Annotated in this window: 11 protein-coding genes; 6 read left to right on the top strand and 5 right to left on the bottom strand. The window is 28.5% G+C overall.

What is annotated here, in order from left to right; all coding sequences use genetic code 11:
* Positions 1–93: 93 nt before the first annotated feature.
* The 5 genes from J2127_RS08095 to J2127_RS08075 all read right to left on the bottom strand — a co-directional run bounded on the left by J2127_RS08095 (position 94) and on the right by J2127_RS08075 (position 7,066).
* Complete coding sequence (locus tag J2127_RS08095; RefSeq protein WP_209733062.1) at positions 94–375, bottom strand: hypothetical protein; 282 nt, start codon at positions 373–375, stop codon at positions 94–96.
* A gap of 30 nt (positions 376–405) precedes the next feature.
* Entirely contained in the window at positions 406–579 is a 174-nt protein-coding gene (locus J2127_RS08090; RefSeq protein ID WP_209733061.1) for a hypothetical protein, read from the bottom strand.
* Between the two features lie 304 nt (positions 580–883).
* Positions 884–3,376, bottom strand: a complete 2,493-nt coding sequence (locus J2127_RS08085) for a NosD domain-containing protein (RefSeq protein ID WP_209733060.1) — start codon at positions 3,374–3,376, stop codon at positions 884–886.
* A gap of 755 nt (positions 3,377–4,131) precedes the next feature.
* The gene (locus J2127_RS08080; RefSeq protein WP_209733059.1) at positions 4,132–4,905 is read right to left on the bottom strand and encodes an AAA family ATPase; all 774 of its coding nucleotides are present in this window, start codon (positions 4,903–4,905) and stop codon (positions 4,132–4,134) included.
* 220 nt (positions 4,906–5,125) lie between these two features.
* On the bottom strand, positions 5,126–7,066 hold the full coding sequence (locus J2127_RS08075; protein WP_209733058.1) for a NosD domain-containing protein: 1,941 nt from the start codon (positions 7,064–7,066) through the stop codon (positions 5,126–5,128).
* A gap of 226 nt (positions 7,067–7,292) precedes the next feature.
* Here J2127_RS08075 and J2127_RS08070 point away from each other — a divergent pair, with 226 nt between their 5' ends.
* From J2127_RS08070 to J2127_RS08045, 6 genes are all read left to right on the top strand, one after another.
* Positions 7,293–8,696 (top strand): Fic family protein, encoded by a 1,404-nt coding sequence (locus J2127_RS08070; protein WP_209733057.1) that lies wholly within the window; start codon positions 7,293–7,295, stop codon positions 8,694–8,696.
* 93 nt (positions 8,697–8,789) lie between these two features.
* Positions 8,790–9,458: a hypothetical protein gene (locus tag J2127_RS08065; RefSeq protein WP_209733056.1), complete on the top strand. Its 669-nt coding sequence runs from the start codon at positions 8,790–8,792 to the stop codon at positions 9,456–9,458.
* A gap of 93 nt (positions 9,459–9,551) precedes the next feature.
* On the top strand, positions 9,552–9,863 hold the full coding sequence (locus J2127_RS08060; RefSeq protein ID WP_209733055.1) for a hypothetical protein: 312 nt from the start codon (positions 9,552–9,554) through the stop codon (positions 9,861–9,863).
* A 142-nt stretch (positions 9,864–10,005) separates the two neighbouring features.
* Positions 10,006–12,237, top strand: coding sequence for a NosD domain-containing protein (locus J2127_RS08055; protein ID WP_209733054.1), 2,232 nt, complete (start codon positions 10,006–10,008; stop codon positions 12,235–12,237).
* Positions 12,238–12,563: 326 nt separating this feature from the next.
* Positions 12,564–12,821 (top strand): hypothetical protein, encoded by a 258-nt coding sequence (locus tag J2127_RS08050; RefSeq protein ID WP_209733053.1) that lies wholly within the window; start codon positions 12,564–12,566, stop codon positions 12,819–12,821.
* 170 nt (positions 12,822–12,991) lie between these two features.
* Entirely contained in the window at positions 12,992–17,044 is a 4,053-nt protein-coding gene (locus J2127_RS08045; protein ID WP_209733052.1) for an Ig-like domain-containing protein, read from the top strand.
* Positions 17,045–18,207 lie beyond the last annotated feature (1,163 nt).

The following is an 18,207-nucleotide window of genomic DNA, read 5'->3' as shown; positions in this document are numbered from 1 at the left end:
TTAAAAATTAATTAATAAAATAATAAAATAATAAAATAATAATAAAATAATAATATAAAAACTAAAAAAGTAGAATTAACAGGTATTTAAAAATTAATTTTCTTTTGTAGTAATTTTTGAATTACCCTTTATCATAGTTTTTGAGAATGCCAATGTGCCAACTGGTCCGCAGATTAGCAAAAATAATGCTACAGACTGCGCAAAACCTATGTAATATATTTCATTGATAACAATTAAAAATGTAGCTACGATGATAGCTAATAATCCTTCACCAATTAAAACGTTTGAAGTATTTTTATGAAAGCATAACTTTAAAGAGGAGAATGCTCCTATAACCAAAGTAAACAATGTAAAGTATATTACATATTCATTCATTTAAACCAACTCTTTTATAATTTTGGATTCCTAGGATAGTGAGATATATGTCCAATATATAAATATCAATGAACCCAAGAAAATTGAAAACCACATCCAAATATTTAGTAAAAATGCGACCTTATAGTATTTTTCCGCTTTTTCAGGGTCGTTCATAAGTTTTTTTATGGGGTCATTTCCGTAGTATTTTTTCCTTTTTAACATAGATATTCACATCATAAATTATAGTTACATATATGAATTCTTAATTTATATAACTATTGCAAAATTTGATAAAAAAATAAGAAATAATACATGATTAAAATAGAACTAAAATATAATTAAGATGAAAAACTAAAAAAAGTAAGTAATGAAACGAAACTTTTGAAAAAAGCTTCACTCCAAACCATTTTATTCACTTCGTTCATAAAATCCTTTACACTAAAATCATAGATTTTAGGTATTTTAAAAACCGTAGGTTTTTAAGATGATGGATATATTTTGTATTTTTAAAAGTTTCATCAAAAGGTTAGTTAACTACATTATAACCAGAACTGGTCCACTCAACGATAATAGGTTCTTCAGGAAGTTCTGTAAGAGTTTCAAAGTATTTTAAAGCAGCTTCAGTTCCTAATCTATCGGAACCAGCTATATAGATTAACTTATAATTCTGTATTACAGTTGAAGAGCCTGAAGGAATACTTATAACTTGTATAATTCCTCTATTTTCTCCAGGATTATCATTAGTTACAGGGATAGAGAATCTATCATTATATTGGTTAGCTATTCTATTAGATCTAGGCCCTCCGATAATAATGGTATCTCCATCTATTTCAGTATCGTCTGAATGTATATTTTCCTTTAGATTTTCAGCTAACTGTTTATCGAAGCTACTTCCGTAAACTACTGATGATTCTGAAACAGTTCTTCTTAAAGACTTAGAATCGATACTAGTGGAAGCATCTATTGTTCTATGCCTATTATTGTTATTATTGCCTGGTTTAGGTGCCGGTTCTTCTCTTTTAAAACATTTTGGTAAGTAATCAATGTTTCCTTTTGAAATATTGTATATTTCATCACAGAAACCGTCTCCGTCTTTGTCAGGCGTTATTTCAGAGAAACCTGTTCCTTCTGGTGTAAACCAGTAGTTTCCACCACCGTTCTCTTTTGTAGTGTTGAAGTAATTTAATCCCATAATATCATATACGAGAACATTTCTTGTATTGTTAAATGTATTGTTATATATTGAGTTATTATTTGGATTATCTTGTAATAATCCATTATTATTTGAATATATATAATTATTATATATTTTAGTATTTTTTGCATTTAGGTATATTCCTAAAGCACTATTGTATATTTTATTAGAAGCTATTTCTGAATTATCCGATGTTATAAATGCTAAATTCGTAGATTTAGATGATATGTCGTTATTAATTAGTTTTAAGTTGTTTGAATATGTGGTAAGTATGCCGACACTAACTGAAACTATGTTATTATTTATACATGAGCTATATTCTGAATACTTTAAATATATCCCACAACCCTGATATGGAATACCAACTATTCTAGTATTATTAATTGTTGTATTGGGTGACTTACTACAATATACTCCGTAATCGTATATATTTGTCATGTTAGTGTTTATAACTGTTATATTTGAACAGAAACCAAGGCTTATACCTATTGAAACGTTATTTATAGCTAAATTTTCAACATTCATATTTGAACAATTTGCAAGTATTACTTGTCCTGCATCTTCTGGCACTTTTTCTGAATTGTTATTTTTGTAATAGTAAATTGGTTTTCCATTTACGGTGTTATCTGTGATATTGTGTGTATTCCAGTATTGTTTTTGTGATCCACGAATTGTAAGACCACCCATAGTAAATTTATTGGATTTTATAGTATTGTTAAAAGAATTGTCCAACATACAGTCTATATTATTTTTGTAGAGTTCATTGTTTTCAATTGTATTATTCGTACAGTGGGTAGCAACTATAATTCCTACCTCGCTAAACTTTGAAATATTGTTATTACAAATTGTATTGTTATTTGAATAATGTAGTGAAATTCCATATTTTCCTGAACCAATAGTATTGTTTGAAATACTACTATTATGTAACTGATATGCCAAAATATTTGCCATTGAATTATTACCCATGGTAATGTTTTTAACGGTTATATTTGAACAGAAACCAAGGTCTATGCCCATTGAAACGTTATTTAGGGTCAAGTTTTCAACATTCATATTTGAACAATTTACGAGTATTACTTGTCCAGCATCCTTTGGAACTTTTCCAGTAATATTATTTTTGTAATAGTAAATTGGTTTTCCATTTACGGTGTTATTTACTATTGTATGATTAATCCATTGCATAATATTAGGATTAAGGTTACCATAATAATCTCCACCAACGCATATCCCTGCATTGTACAATGTATTATTTATCACAGTGTTATTTAACGATTTACCCATATCAATTCCAAATTGGCAATTTGAAACAGTGTTATTAATAATGGTATTGTTATTACTGCCCATTACTGCTTCGATACCTGTACGTACAGATAATGAAACATTGTTATTTTTAATAGTGTTATTTGATGAATTCATCAATGCAATTGAATCATATGCTGAATTGACAGTGTTATTTAATATATGAGAATTAGTTGTATTCATGATACAAATTCCAAATCTCTCTAAATTTTCCATTTTAAAATTTTTTATTGTGATATTTTTTATAAATTTGGGATTTTTACGTACTACTATACCATATGAATTATAATTTCCCTTTATGGTATATCCCTTACCATCCAAGGTTACGTTACTGCAAAAAATATTTATTATTGCATCATTTTCTCCAAGTTCCCCTGGAGTTATATTGTTTATTAAATAGTAATTCCCTGGCGTGCTAATATTGTAGGGGCCACTTATTTCAGTGTCTGCATATGCTGAATTAAGGGACAATACTATTGTTACCAATAATACAAAAAATGTCAATTTAAAACAACTTTTTTTCATATATTCACCATTATCGGTTTGTAATTTATTATAACTTTATTATAACTTTATTATGATATATCTAATAAATTAATTAGCCATTTAATAAAATAAATAATTAGTGATTTAAATTTTTAATTAGGTGTAATTATGGAAAAAAACAATAAATTAACCCTATTTACTTTATATTATTGATATTATGTCACACTTATTTCATAATTATTTTATAATTTTAACATCTTTTAATTTTATAACTTTTTTTGGCATTATTTTAATTGCTAATTAGTTATTTAATTAACGAAATAATTATGGTATAAGATTTATGGAATAACATGAAAAATGATAAAATAATATTATATATGCTATTACTAGCAATAACTCTATCTTTTAATTGTAGTTACATGGATATGCGTATAACTGGTCAAACTACAATAATAAGCCAGGTAACTATTATTTAAACAGTAATTTGATATTCTAGGGGGGAGATTCTATTACAATTAATTGTTACAATTAAAGAAGAACTGTTTCAGATTCAAACGTAGTTTACGGAAGTAGCTTCGATAAACAGTTAGCAAAAGAATTAAAAGAAAATATACATTCAGACGATACTGAAATAGATGGAGATATTTAGTTTTTTAAAAAATTTATAAAATCATTATATAGTTTTATAAATATGCTATTATAATCAAATTTTTGGGATGATATACGATATTAAGGAATGTTTTAAAACGATATATTTAAAAAAAGAAAAATTATGTTTTTATTTATTTTAATTATTAATTTTCAAGATTTTTTAGTATTTCCCCTACGTTACCTTCGACCATATTATTATCAAGCCTGTTTCCTACAAGATTTTCACGAGCCATTGTCTTTGAATATGGTATGGCACCCATAATAGAAATTTTCTTCTTTGAAATGGCATCTTCGAGTATTACCTTTGTTTCATCGTCAACTCTATTTAGAACAATTCCAAAGGGTTTACCTGCGTCATTAGATAATTTCGATATTTTTTCACTCAACAAAACTGCATCGTTAGATGGGTCAACCACCATAATCACAGCGTCTACTTCTTCAACAGTTCCACGTCCAAAGTGTTCCACTCCAGCCTCGGTATCTATTAAAACCCACTCATTTTGATTTAAAATAAGTTTATTTAAGAAATCATTTCCTACTACACCCATAGGGCATGCACAGCCCTCATTGTTGTGTTCTATTTTCCCAATTTGCATAAAGCCTTTGTTTCCATTCCAACTAACAAATTCGGATGGGAGTTTATCTAATGAAGTCTCTGAAAAGAGATCTAATTGCTCAATCCCGCCATTTAGGAAAACTTCCATTAACTTACCATCCAATATAGGTCTACCCCCCAAATAATTCATAAGAGTTTTTTCTGGAGATTCTATCCCTACCATGGCACTAAGACCGAGGTTGGATTCATCCGAATCTACAATTAAGACCTTTTTTCCTTGTTCTTCAATTTTCTGAGCCATGAGTGTGATTAAGGTACTTTTTCCACAACCTCCACGGCCACAAATGATTAATTTAGGCATAATTTTAACCTCCCGTTTACGAATACTGCCGATTACTACTTAAGATAACCAACTATATAAATCATACACATTTAATATAAAGTATTACTAAATGATTATAAAAATATATTATATCATACTATGAGCTTATAAAAATACTTTGAGTAATACCAACATAATCTAAAAAAGTAAAAAAAGTAAGTAATGAAACGAAACTTTTGAAAAAAGTTTCATCAAAAGGTTAGTTAACTACCTTACAACCAGAACTAGTCCACTCAACGATAATAGGTTCAGTAGGTAACTCTGTAAGAGTTTCAAAGTATTTTAAAGCAGCTTCAGTTCCTAATCTATCAGAACCAGCTATATAGATTAACTTATAACTTTGAACTATAGTTGAAGAACCTGAAGGAATTGAAATAACTTGTATAATTCCTCTATTTTCTCCAGGATTATCATTAGTTACAGGGATAGAGAATCTATCATTATATTGGTTAGCTATTCTATTAGCTATTGGCCCTCCGATAATAATGGTATCTCCATCTATTTCAGTATCGTCTGAATGTATATTTTCCTTTAGATTTTCAGCTAATTGTTTATCGAAGCTACTTCCGTAAACTACGTTTGAATCTGAAACTGTCCTTCTTAATGAGCTTGATTCTATGCTTGGTGAAGCATCTATTGTTCTATGCCTATTATTGTTATTATTGCTTGGTTTAGGTGCCGGTTCTTCTCTTTTAAAACATTTTGGTAAGTAATCTATGTTTCCTTTTGAAATATTGTATATTTCATCACAGAAACCGTCGTTATCTAAATCTGCATGAGTTTCAGAGAAGCCTGTTCCGTTTGGAGTAAACCAGTAGTTTCCACCACCGTTCTCTTTTGTGGTATTCCAATGATTTAAACCAATGATTCTACCTGTTTTGGTATTTTCCGTATTGTTAAATGTGTTGTTATATATCGAATTATTATTTAAATTACTTAAATACATACCAATTTCATTATTTTTTAATAAATTATTGTTTATAGTGTTGTTATTATTACCGGAAAATTTAAATCCTTCTCTATTATTTGAAATATCGCAATTATATATTGTATTATTATCTGAAAGTTGTAAATAAATACCGTAATTATTATTTAAGTAAATTTTATTATTTATGAAACTATTATTATGGGACATATGAATTAACATTCCATTTTTAGAATTTGATACATTAACATTATTTAATAGATTATTTGACGAATAAACCATTTGTAAACCTGTAAAAAGATTAGAGACGTTTATATTTTCAATTAAAAAACCATTACAGTTTGCAAGTATTATTTGTCCAGCATCTTCTGGTACGGTAGTATTATTAACGTCTTTATAATAATAAATTGGTTTTCCATCGACCGTATTATTTTCAAAGGTATGTGTGTTCCAATTTTCCAAAAAACGACCTGTAATGGATATACCACCACTTTTTAACGAATTATTGGTTAAAACATTATATTTTGAATCTAAAATTGCAATTCCTAATGAATCATTTGAAGATACGGTTGTATTTTTAATCGTAGTTCGGTCGGAACTTGCTACCTGTATATCGTGCCACTTATTTTTTGATAAAATATTATTTTCCAACATGTTACGTAGCGAATCGTATAGGTGTATTCCATGATAATTATTTTGTCCTACGGTATTATTTATTATGTTATTATTATCTGAATAATACGCGGTAAAACCATACCCTTCATTTGAAGATATATTATTATTTACAATCTCATAACGGTGAGTATCATATGCTGTAATTCCACCCATCCCGTTATGGTATAGGGTATTATTTTTAATTAAGCCAGAAACAGCACCATATTGATAAATTCCACTATTTGTAAAATTTCTTATCTTTAAATTTTTTATAGTTATATTTCGGAGTTGGGTAAACATTACTGCCATATAAATCCCATTACTTCCAGAATTATTCCCATCTAATGCAAAACCCTTACCATCTATAACTACATCGTTGCAAGTAATAGATATACAATTATTGCTATCATTACAAATTATATTTTTTGCTAAATAATATTTACCTGATTTATTGATGGTATAATCGCTACTATTTATTTCAGTATCTGCATATACCGTATTAACAGCCAACATCGTCACCATTAGTAACATAAAAAGTACTATTTTGATACATATCTTCATTATTTTCCCCTCATTTATAAATAATATATATTAAAATATTTTAATTATTAGATATATAGTTAAGGATTAATTTAATATCAAAATCTACCAAAATCTACCAAAATCTACCAAAATCTACCAAAATCTACCAAATTGGTAGATAAGTATATAAGTGTCAAACTTCATAACTTACTACCAATACCTACCAAAATCTACCAAATTGGTAGTTGGTACGGATGGTGAAGTTATGAAAATTCCTGAAAAACCACCGAATATGCTAGATTTAATGAGTGATTTTGGTCTTAATACAACTAACGGCATAAATTTAAGTTCCAATGATGATAAAAAATTTAAATTGGACTTTTTAAGTATTTTAAAGTATTTTAATTTAATAAATTCTATAGTTAAGGGCGAAGAATTAAATGTTCCTGAAAAAGAAAAAGAAATACTATTGAATGTAAATTACGTTCATTGGGATGATTTAAAATATAAAGATTTCAGCATGGATAAAAAAGAACTTTGGTTTATATTACAATTATTAAGGGCTTTTAAAAACCAGAATTTTAAAATAAAAGGGTATAGTTTTAAATATTGCTTAACAAACACCTTATTGAAGAGGATACATGAAATTGATAAGGCAACTTTCGGGGAAATGAATATTGGCCTTAAAAATGTAAACGAAAAATATAAGAAAAAATATCTTATAGCTTCCCTAATCGAAGAGGCAATTGCATCGAGTCAAATTGAAGGAGCTACTACAACTCGTAAAAAAGCTAAAGAAATGATTCTTCAACAGAAAAAGCCTACAAATAACTCTGAAAAAATGATATATAATGGATATATTACGATGGAATACATCTATGATAACCTTATAAACGAGCAATTAACTCCCGAAGTTATTTTGGAGCTTCATAGGTCGATAACAGAAGATACGTTGAATGATAAAAAAGATGAGATGCAATATCGAGATAACGATGAAATAGTTGTGGGCGATAACTTAGACGTTGGTATTACTTACCATACGCCCCCTAAATACGCAGAAATCCCTGAACTAATGGAAGAGTTTTGCAATTTTGCAAATTCTGATGAAGATGGGTATTTTATACCGCCAATAATAAAAGGGATAATTCTTCACTTTTTAATTGGTTATATTCACCCATTTAACGACGGAAACGGAAGAACTGCACGAGCGATATTCTATTGGTACGTACTTTCGAGAGGCTACGTTGGATTTAGGTATACTGCCATTTCAAGAATATTGAAAAATGCTAAAAAGAAGTATGCAAAAGCCTATTTGTATTCTGAAACGGATGAAAATGATTTAACCTACTTTATAAATTATAATTTAGACGCCATTGAAAAATCAATCGAGGAAATGAATAGATATATATCTAGACGAGAAAAAGAACTAGTGGATATTGGCGAGGAGTTTTATGAAAATACTGCCCTAAATTCAAGACAAGCGGATATTCTTAGATATTTTTATAATAACCCTGAAAAGTATGTTACTATCAAAGAAGTTCAAAACATGTTTTTTGTTGCCTACGATACTGCAAGGAATGATTTGGAGTTACTGGTTAAAAATAATAAAATTATTAAACGTAAAAATGGAAAAAGATTTGAATATATGGCAATTTTAAATAATAACTAATAAAAATGATGGTAATGCTAATAAAATAATTATCTGATAAAATTAATAATTTAATAAATCCATAATTAAGTTAGTATCTCAACTGGTGAAAATTTGGCAAGTAAAAAACTTTTAAGTAATTTATCCGAAGAAGATCTTAAAGAATTGTTTATAATAGACATGTTTAGGACATATGAATTAAACAGGATGTTTTTGGAAGATTTAGATGGTGCAACCAATAGAAGAAAAATATTACAATTAAAAAGCTTTATCGAAGAACAGATGGAAAATATAAAGTTAGATTTAGCAGATAATATGATTTCAAACGATTTGGAAGAAGTAGAATTTTTTGACCACAAAATTAAGCTCAATAAGGAAAATGAAAAAAATGCAACTGTTTCATTTGAATTAATCCCTTATGAAGTTGATGAAGAAGTTGAAAAAGAAATCAGCGAAGAAGAGCAGAAGTATTTGGCTTGGGAGACTAGAATAAAAAATAATATTGTAGATGTGGTAAATAACCATTATGCCAATAGTACGGAAAATTATACATTTTTACAGCTTTGTAATGAACTTCCTGAAGATACCTGGGAAGAAGATACGGGTAAATTTGATATTATCAGTAAACTTCAGGATTTAGTACATAATGGGGCGTTAAAAGTAGATGGGAACATATTTAGTAGTGAAGAATTAAACAAATGCGATGGCACCAAAATCCTTGATTACTCTACAACTGATGAATCTAGTATAAATCATAATTTTGTAATAAAATTAATAAAATAACTTAATAAACTAAGTTATTAAAATAAATAAAAAAATAATAATGGCAATAATAATAATAATAATAATAATCACAAAATAAACCGAGGAAATAAAATGAAAACTAAAAAAATATTGGGTAAATTAGCTACTGAAGAAGATAAAGAAGAATTAGCAATAGCTACAATGATAAACAACTACACGACAATGGCGTTAGTTAAAGCAGATTTGGAAGAAGCTACGAGTAAGAAAAAGATGTTAAAATTACAAAATAATATAGATAATGAAATACTTCAAATTTGTAGTGAATTAGCACAATATATGCTTTCAAAAGATTTAGAAGAAATGGAATATCTTGGAATTCTTGTAAAAATTGATAAAGAAACTAAAAATATTTCATTTGAACCTAATCCAAATTATAAATACTAATTTACTTTTTTTACTTATTTTTTACTTATTTTTAGATTATTATTTTATAGGTTAATTTTTTCGTTTGCTTCGGGATTTAAATAAATAATTATTTATTAAATAATTAAAATATCTAATTTATTAATATATTAAGGGGTAAATAATGAAACTAAATAATAATCTAATATTTTTTATACTATTGATAATAGCGATATTATCCATAAATACAGTTTATGCAGAATATGAAACCACTAACGTAGGTTATGAACCAGCTGGACGTACGATATGCGGACCAGGGATTTATTACATTGACCATACCCTACCAACTACCCAGTACGATGCCATCGTAATTAAATCTGATGATGTAACAATTATAGGTAGAGCCGCTCCTTTAATTTCCAATAATGGTTTAGCACGGGGTATTTATGGACAAAATTTAAAAAACATTACAATAAAAAATACGAATATATCTGGATACCATATGGGTATCCATATGATTAATGTAACTAACATATCCATTATAAATAATAATCTAAAGTCAAATGGTGATTATAATATCCATTTAATAGACTGCCCAAACAGCACTATTATAAATAATACCGTAAGTTCAGGCATAACACGGGATATTTATACTTATAATTGTCCCAATTCCTCTGTTATAGATAATACTGTAAGTTCGAGGGGAGATGCTTGTATTCATTTGGAAAAATCTCCAAACAGCACTATTATAAATAATACTGTAAGTTCAAGCAATTATGGCATTACACTATGGAGCTCTCCGAACAGCTTCTTTGTAAATAATACTGCAGATTCAAGCGAATGTGGTATACACATATTTAATTCCCCAAATACCCCCATTATAAATAACAGAATAAATTCAAACAAAAATGGTATGTATATAGATAATTCCAAGAATAATACTATTAAAAATAATACTGCAAATTCAAATAGTATTAATGATATTGTGATAGATTATTCTTCACATGGCTGTATTCTCGTCAATAATTCGTTAGATATCCGTGGAATTAGGGTGGGAAATACATACGACCGCATTGGTGGTACAAATACGCATACAATCAAAAATAACACGATGAACGGTAGACCAATTTACTATTACAAAAATAACAATACTGGAAAAGTTCCCGAAGACGCTGGGCAAGTAATACTTATGAACTGTTCAAATATGCTTGTCGAGAATTTAAATATATCAGGTGCAAATTTTGGAATAACCGCACAGTACAGTACAAACTGTAATTTTACCAATAATACTGTAAATTCAAACAGTTATGGCCTATATATAGAAAATTCTCAAAATAGCACAATTACCAATAATACTGCAAATTCAAACAAGAACAGTGGTATTTATATGGGGTATTCTCAAAATAGCACAATTACCAATAATACTGTAAATTCAAACAAGAACAGTGGTATTTATTTATCGCATTCTAAAAATAATACCGTTATAACGAATACTGTACATTCAAACCTTAGATATGGTATTCACATATATAAGTCACAAAGTAATCCTGTAATAAATAATACAATAAGTTTAAACATAGTAAATGGTATTTACATAGAAGATTTGTCTAATAATAATCAAATAATAAATAATACAATAAGTTTAAACAAGGATACAGGTGTCTTTTTATCGAATTCCCATAATAATTATATTGTAAAAAATGTATTTAACAATGTAAAAAATGTACATATGGGATATGGGCTAAATTATTGGAACACTACCAAAGAGAAAGGTGGGGGAAACACCTGGATAACTCCAAAAGGGACGGGTTTCTCTGAAACTCATGCAGATTTAGATAAAGACGGTTTCTGTGATGAACCATACAATATTTCAAAAAGAAACGTAGACTATTTACCGATATATCGTGGAAAATCAACCTCTGTACTAGGGTCAGAGCCAACAAATAGTAACAATAACGATAATAACAAACGTAAACCAATAGATGATTCACCAAGCATAGAATCAAGCTCATTAAGAAGGACAGTTTCAAATTCAAACGTAGTTTACGGAAGTAGCTTCGATAAACAGTTAGCAAAAGAATTAAAAGAAAATATACATTCAGACGATACTGAAATAGATGGAGATACCATTATTATCGGAGGGCCTAGATCTAATAGAATAGCTAACCAATATAATGATAGATTCTCTATCCCTGTAACTAATGATAATCCTGGAGAAAATAGAGGAATTATACAAGTTATAAGTATTCCTTCAGGCTCTTCAACTGTAATACAGAATTATAAGTTGATATATATAGCTGGTTCCGATAGATTAGGAACTGAAGCTGCTTTAAAATACTTTGAAACTCTTACAGAGTTACCTACTGAACCTATTGTTGTAGGGCGGACTAGTTCTGGTTATAAAGTAGTTAACTAACCTTTTGATGAAACTTTTAAAAATACAAAATATATCCATCATCTTAAAAACCTACGGTTTTTAAAATACCTAAAATCTATGATTTTAGTGTAAAGGATTTTATGAACGAAGTGAATAAAATGGTTTGGAGTGAAGCTTTTTTCAAAAGTTTCGTTTAGAGTAGTCGAATAATATACTACTTACTTTTTTTTATTTTTTTATTTTAGTTTATCAAGTATACCTCAGTTTACTATTTTATTTTAGTACTATTTTTCACTATTTAAAAATTATTAAGGTATATAAAGCTTTAAATAAAAATTTATTATTATAGGTTTCGAGGTGAATTGATGGAAAACATACTATATAAATTCAGAAATGAATATGGAACTTTTGAAATTATACCTTTTGAAAATAATAAAGAAAAAGATTCTTTAATAGTACATATGGATGTAGATATTGATGAACCAATTTCAAATAAAGAAATTTTAGAAATGATTAAATCTGAAATAAAGGAATTATTTAACGAAAACGTAGATTTAGACAAATGTGAATTTGTTAAAAAAGAAGACGGCTATACATATATTATTTTACCAAAAAATGATTAATATTCCTAATTATCAACTTATAAATTTATTTCATTCCTCTTATTCATCTTTTTTTTAATATATATTACTGTTTTAAAGTTATTTAATATTATAATATGCCCAATTTAAATAAATAATTATATATTCAATTAAAAAAATAAATAATTATGTAAAATATAATGGAGGATAATATGAAAAAAAACTACAAAATAGCATTTTTTATGGTACTAATGGTGACAATGTTAGCAATCAATACTACATATGCAGATACGCCGATATCTGGACCCGATACGATAGATACGCCGGGAAAGTATTATTTAAATAACAGTATATCCCACAATATGGGTAATATAATTGTAATTACTAGTGACAATGTAACATTAGATGGAAAAGGACTTACAATAGATGGAAAAAATAGTGCTGCAAGCACAGGTGTTTTAGTATATAAATCAGGCGTAGTACTTAAAAATGTTACGATAAAAAATCTCAATGTAAAAGATTTTATGGAGGAGGGTATATACCTTCAAAAATGTGATGACAGCATTGTTTTCAACAGTACTACATCAAATTGTGGATTTGGCATTAGGGTACAAGGAATAAATAATACCATACTAAACAATACCGCGCACAATAACTGGAATGGTATAATACTATGGTATACTACGAATTCAACCATAAAAAGTAATGAAATATACAGCAATAATGGTATAGGATTTTATACCATGCAAAGTACAGGTAATGAGGTATTCAATAATAGTATTTATTTAAACAATCAGTATGGTGCATATCTAGAATCTTCAAATGGTAATTTAATATATGACAATTTTTTTAATAACTCTATGTATAATATTGATGCTTATCAATGTACAAATGACTTAAATACTACAAAAGAGAACGGTGGTGGAAACTACTGGTTTAATTCAACAGGACCCGGTTTCTCTGAAACTCATCCTGATAATAATGGTGATGGTTTCTGTGACGACATACATTCGATAAAAGCAGGTCTTATTGATTATTTACCAAAATGTATGGATACCACAGGTCCAGTAATGACAGTGCATTCGCCAGCTAATAAATCAATATTAAACGTAAAGAATTTTATAGTAAATATAACTGCAGTAGATGCAAGCGGTGTTGATTATATAGTGTCCGGACTAGATGATTGGAATGTATCACTTGCAGAGTATCCTAATTACTTCTACTTAGGATATAACGGAATACTTGATGGTAATTACTCATTAACATTCTATGCTTTTGATAACCTGGGGCATAGAAGTGTTAAAAAACAATGGATTGTTGTAAATACAGAAGCACCTGAAATAATAATAAATAATCCAATAAACAATACTAGCTATAATACAAGAGATATACTAATAAATATAAATGCAACAGATGCAATAGGTATAAAAGAAGTAAAGGTAAACATAAATGGAACTAATGAAACATTAAGCAAAACTGGTGACTATTATACATTAAGCAAAACGTTATCCGATGGTAAACATAGTTTAAAGGTTTACGCTGAAGATAATTTAGGTATTAAAAATGTAAATGAAATAACATTTATGGTTGATACAACCAAGCCAAATGTATCATTAAACACTCCAATAAATAATAAAACATATTCTAAAAATTATATGTTGATAAATGCAACTGTAAATGATACATATGGAATAAAAGAAGTAAAAGCAATCATAAACGGAACTAACTATACAATGAATAAAGATAATGACTATTACATAGTAAGTAAAACGTTATCCGATGGTAAACATGGTTTAAAGGTTTATGCCGAAGATAATGCCGGAAATAAAAACGTAACCGATGAAATAATATTCTCAGTTGATACAACTAAACCTGGAATAACAGTAAATTCACCAGTAAACAATAAAATCTACAATTTGAGTGAAGTTAAAGTAAACTTTACAGTAAACGAATCAGTTTCAAGTTCTACAGTAATTATCGATAGAGGAACGGGTGATGAAAAAACAGTGACTGTAAATCCAACGGATTTAACATATACAGGAACTGCTAGTGGATTGAAAGAAGGGTTACACAATATAAATATATCCGTTAAAGATACTGCAGGAAATAGTGATGAGAAAGTTATTAGCTTTATAGTAGATACAACAGCTCCAAACGTATCAATAAACACTCCTATAAACAATAAAATCTACAATATAAGCGATATTGTAATAAATGCAACTGCAAACGATTCAAGTGCAATAAAAGAAGTAATAGCGAACATAAATGGAACTAATGTAACTTTAAGTAAAACAGATAATTACTACACATTAAGTAGAAACTTCGCAGATAACAAATATGTTATAAAAGTTTATGCGGAAGATACTGTAGGAAATAAAAACGTAACTGATGAAGTAATATTCGCAGTTGATACAACTGCTCCAAAGATAATTACAGTTAAACCAACAGATAGTTCAACAGTGGGAATCGCAACAAATATTCAAGTAACAGTTAATGAAAAATCAACTGTTAATATTTCATTAACAAAAGGTACTGAGACATTTAAATATGATTTAACTGAAGATTTGCACAATGAAAACTTACACACTAAATTAATAAGTAATTTGGAAGCAGGTACTTATACATTAAAAGTAACTGCAACAGATTTGTATAAAAATACCTATACAAACGAATCTACCTTCATAGTGGATGAAACTAAACCGGTTATGGAAATAGCAGAACCTACAAATAATTCAATATATAATAAATCAGATATTGAAATAAATGCAACTGTAACCGATACTTACGGGATAAAAGAAGTAAAGGCAAATATAAAATCTAGTGCTGTAAATAAAAACGTAACTTTATCAAAAGATACTGACAATTATATTGGAAATACTAATACGTTAGCAGAAGGTGATTACAATATAACCATCTATGCAACGAATAATTTAGGAAATATAAATAAAACTCAGCCAAATGAAATTATAATTGATTTAACTAAACCTGTAATAACAAATGAAAAACCAAACAGAACAATTGTAAACACAGGATTTACAATAAATGCAACAGTAACTGATAATAGGGAAGTTAAAAACGTTACCGTTGAATTAAATGAAAATAATTACACAATGAATGACATTGGTGGAAACATATACAGTACATCTGCAATTAATTCATTGTCTAGTGGTAATTATACTTATGTAATAACTGCTTACGATAAAGCAGGTAACTACAATAAAACCAAAGTAATAAACTTTACCTTGGATTCATCTGCCCCAACAATCACATTAAACTCTCCAATTGGAATTCAAAATGAATCCGATATTACAATAAATGCAACAGTAATTGATAAAACTGGAATTAAAGAAGTAAAGGCAAACATAAATGGAGAAAATAATACTTTAACATTAACTGATGGTTACTACATTATAGATAAAACATTATCAGATAATAATTACAATTTAACAATCTATGCAATAGATACGTTAAATAATAAAGCAATATCCTCAACAACTACATTTATAGTTGATACAACAGCTCCAAACGTATCAATAAACACACCAACAGGAACTTTAAAAACTAATAAATTCTTAATAAACGTTAGCTCTTTAGATTCTGGATCTAAAGTTAAAGAAGTAAAAGCAAACATAACTAATGGAAATATTAATGAAAACGTTACATTAACTAAAACAGGAGATTACTACGTAGCGGAAAAAACATTAAACGATGGAACATATCTATTAAACGTTACATCTACCGATAATGCTAACAACAGTAATTCAACAACTACAACATTTACAATAGATACTCACGTACCTTCAAATAACAATAATAGACATAGAACAATAGATGCTTCCACTAGTATCGATTCTAAGTCTTTAAGAAGGACAGTTTCAGATTCAAACGTAGTTTACGGAAGTAGCTTCGATAAACAGTTAGCTGAAAACTTAAAAGAAAATATACATTCAGACGATACTGAAATAGATGGAGATACAATTATCGTAGGTGGGCCAATAGCTAACAGAATAGCTAACCAATATAATGATAGATTCTCTATCCCTGTAACTAATGATAATCCTGGGGAAAATAGAGGAATTATACAAGTTATTTCAATACCTTCAGGCTCTTCAACTGTAATTCAGAATTATAAGTTGATATATATAGCTGGTTCCGATAGATTAGGAACTGAAGCTGCTTTAAAATACTTTGAAACTCTTACAGAACTTCCTGAAGAACCTATTATCGTTGAGTGGACTGCTGATGGATTTAGGGTGGTTGAATAATATATTACTTACTTTTTTACTTTTTTTAAAAAAAGGATATTTCAAAACTCCATAAAATAGATGAATATTAAGACATCAAATGATTTTAGGGTTATCAATCGTATATAAATCAATAAAAAACCAAAATTTAGAAAAATAAGTTGAGAGTTAAAATATAGATTGAAGCAGAATCTATTCAGAAAAGATTTCTGAAATTATTACGAATAGGCATAATTTGATAAAATAAAACTTGAAATTTCTATCGAACCCTTTTTACTCGTTTCACTCTAAACCATTTTATTCGCTATGCTCATAAAACAAACCATTTTTACTCGTTTCACTCGTAAAAATCCTTTACACTAAAATCATAGATTTTAGGTATCTCAAAAATCTAAGATTTTTAAGATGACGGACTTGAAATGTAATAAAAATATCAAATCTACGATTTGACATGAAGCCGTCCGCCCATCGACAACGTAGTTGGCGAGCTATAAATCTGAAAGATTTATTTAAAGGCAGTTGGGCTTTCAACCAAACCCTTTTATTCACTTCGTTCATAAAATCCTTTGATGGACTTGAAATGTAAAAAAATATCAAATCTCCGATTTGACATGAAGCCGTCCGCCCTAAGGCAGTTGGGCTTTCAATCCTTGTTTTAATGGAATATCCCAAACCCTTTTTACTCGTTTCACTCGTAAAAATCCTTTGATGGGAATTTAATAAGAAAATAAAAATATCAAATCTCCGATTTGACATGAAGCCGTCCGCCCATCGACAACGTAGTTGGCGAGCTATAAATCTGAAAGATTTATTTAAAGGCAGTTGGGCTTTCAACCAAACCCTTTTATTCACTTCGTTCATAAAATCCTTTGATGGACTTGAAATGTAAAAAAATATCAAATCTCCGATTTGAGTAAATGCCAATCGCCCAGAGGCAGTTGGGCTTTCAATCCTTGTTTTAATGGAATTGCCACTGCGACTGAAATTATATATATCAATGAACAAGAATTCAAAGTGTTTCAATCCTTGTTTTAATGGAATTGCCACTGTGACTGGTGTGCTTAATGGTGGAAATACAGGCATTGACTAGTTTCAATCCTTGTTTTAATGGAATTGCCACTGTGACAATGCAGGGACTGAGGACGCAAGGGCTCGAGTATATGGGTTTCAATCCTTGTTTTAAT

This window comes from Methanococcus voltae (genome assembly GCF_017875395.1).
Taxonomy (GTDB): domain Archaea; phylum AGJL01; class Methanococci; order Methanococcales; family Methanococcaceae; genus Methanococcus; species Methanococcus voltae_C.
Note: the sequence above shows the minus strand (reverse complement) of the source record. Positions and strands in the feature narration are given on the sequence as shown.

Bases quoted from the DNA above. Each gene is read 5' to 3' on its own strand.
- J2127_RS08050 (WP_209733053.1), top strand. From the start codon at position 12,564: ATGGAAAACATACTATATAAATTCAGAAATGAATATGGAACTTTTGAA.
- J2127_RS08045 (WP_209733052.1), top strand. From the start codon at position 12,992: ATGAAAAAAAACTACAAAATAGCATTTTTTATGGTACTAATGGTGACA.
- J2127_RS08090 (WP_209733061.1), bottom strand. From the start codon at position 579: ATGTTAAAAAGGAAAAAATACTACGGAAATGACCCCATAAAAAAACTT.
- J2127_RS08095 (WP_209733062.1), bottom strand. From the start codon at position 375: ATGAATGAATATGTAATATACTTTACATTGTTTACTTTGGTTATAGGA.
- J2127_RS08085 (WP_209733060.1), bottom strand. From the start codon at position 3,376: ATGAAAAAAAGTTGTTTTAAATTGACATTTTTTGTATTATTGGTAACA.
- J2127_RS08075 (WP_209733058.1), bottom strand. From the start codon at position 7,066: ATGAAGATATGTATCAAAATAGTACTTTTTATGTTACTAATGGTGACG.
- J2127_RS08055 (WP_209733054.1), top strand. From the start codon at position 10,006: ATGAAACTAAATAATAATCTAATATTTTTTATACTATTGATAATAGCG.
- J2127_RS08080 (WP_209733059.1), bottom strand. From the start codon at position 4,905: ATGCCTAAATTAATCATTTGTGGCCGTGGAGGTTGTGGAAAAAGTACC.
- J2127_RS08070 (WP_209733057.1), top strand. From the start codon at position 7,293: ATGAAAATTCCTGAAAAACCACCGAATATGCTAGATTTAATGAGTGAT.
- J2127_RS08060 (WP_209733055.1), top strand. From the start codon at position 9,552: ATGAAAACTAAAAAAATATTGGGTAAATTAGCTACTGAAGAAGATAAA.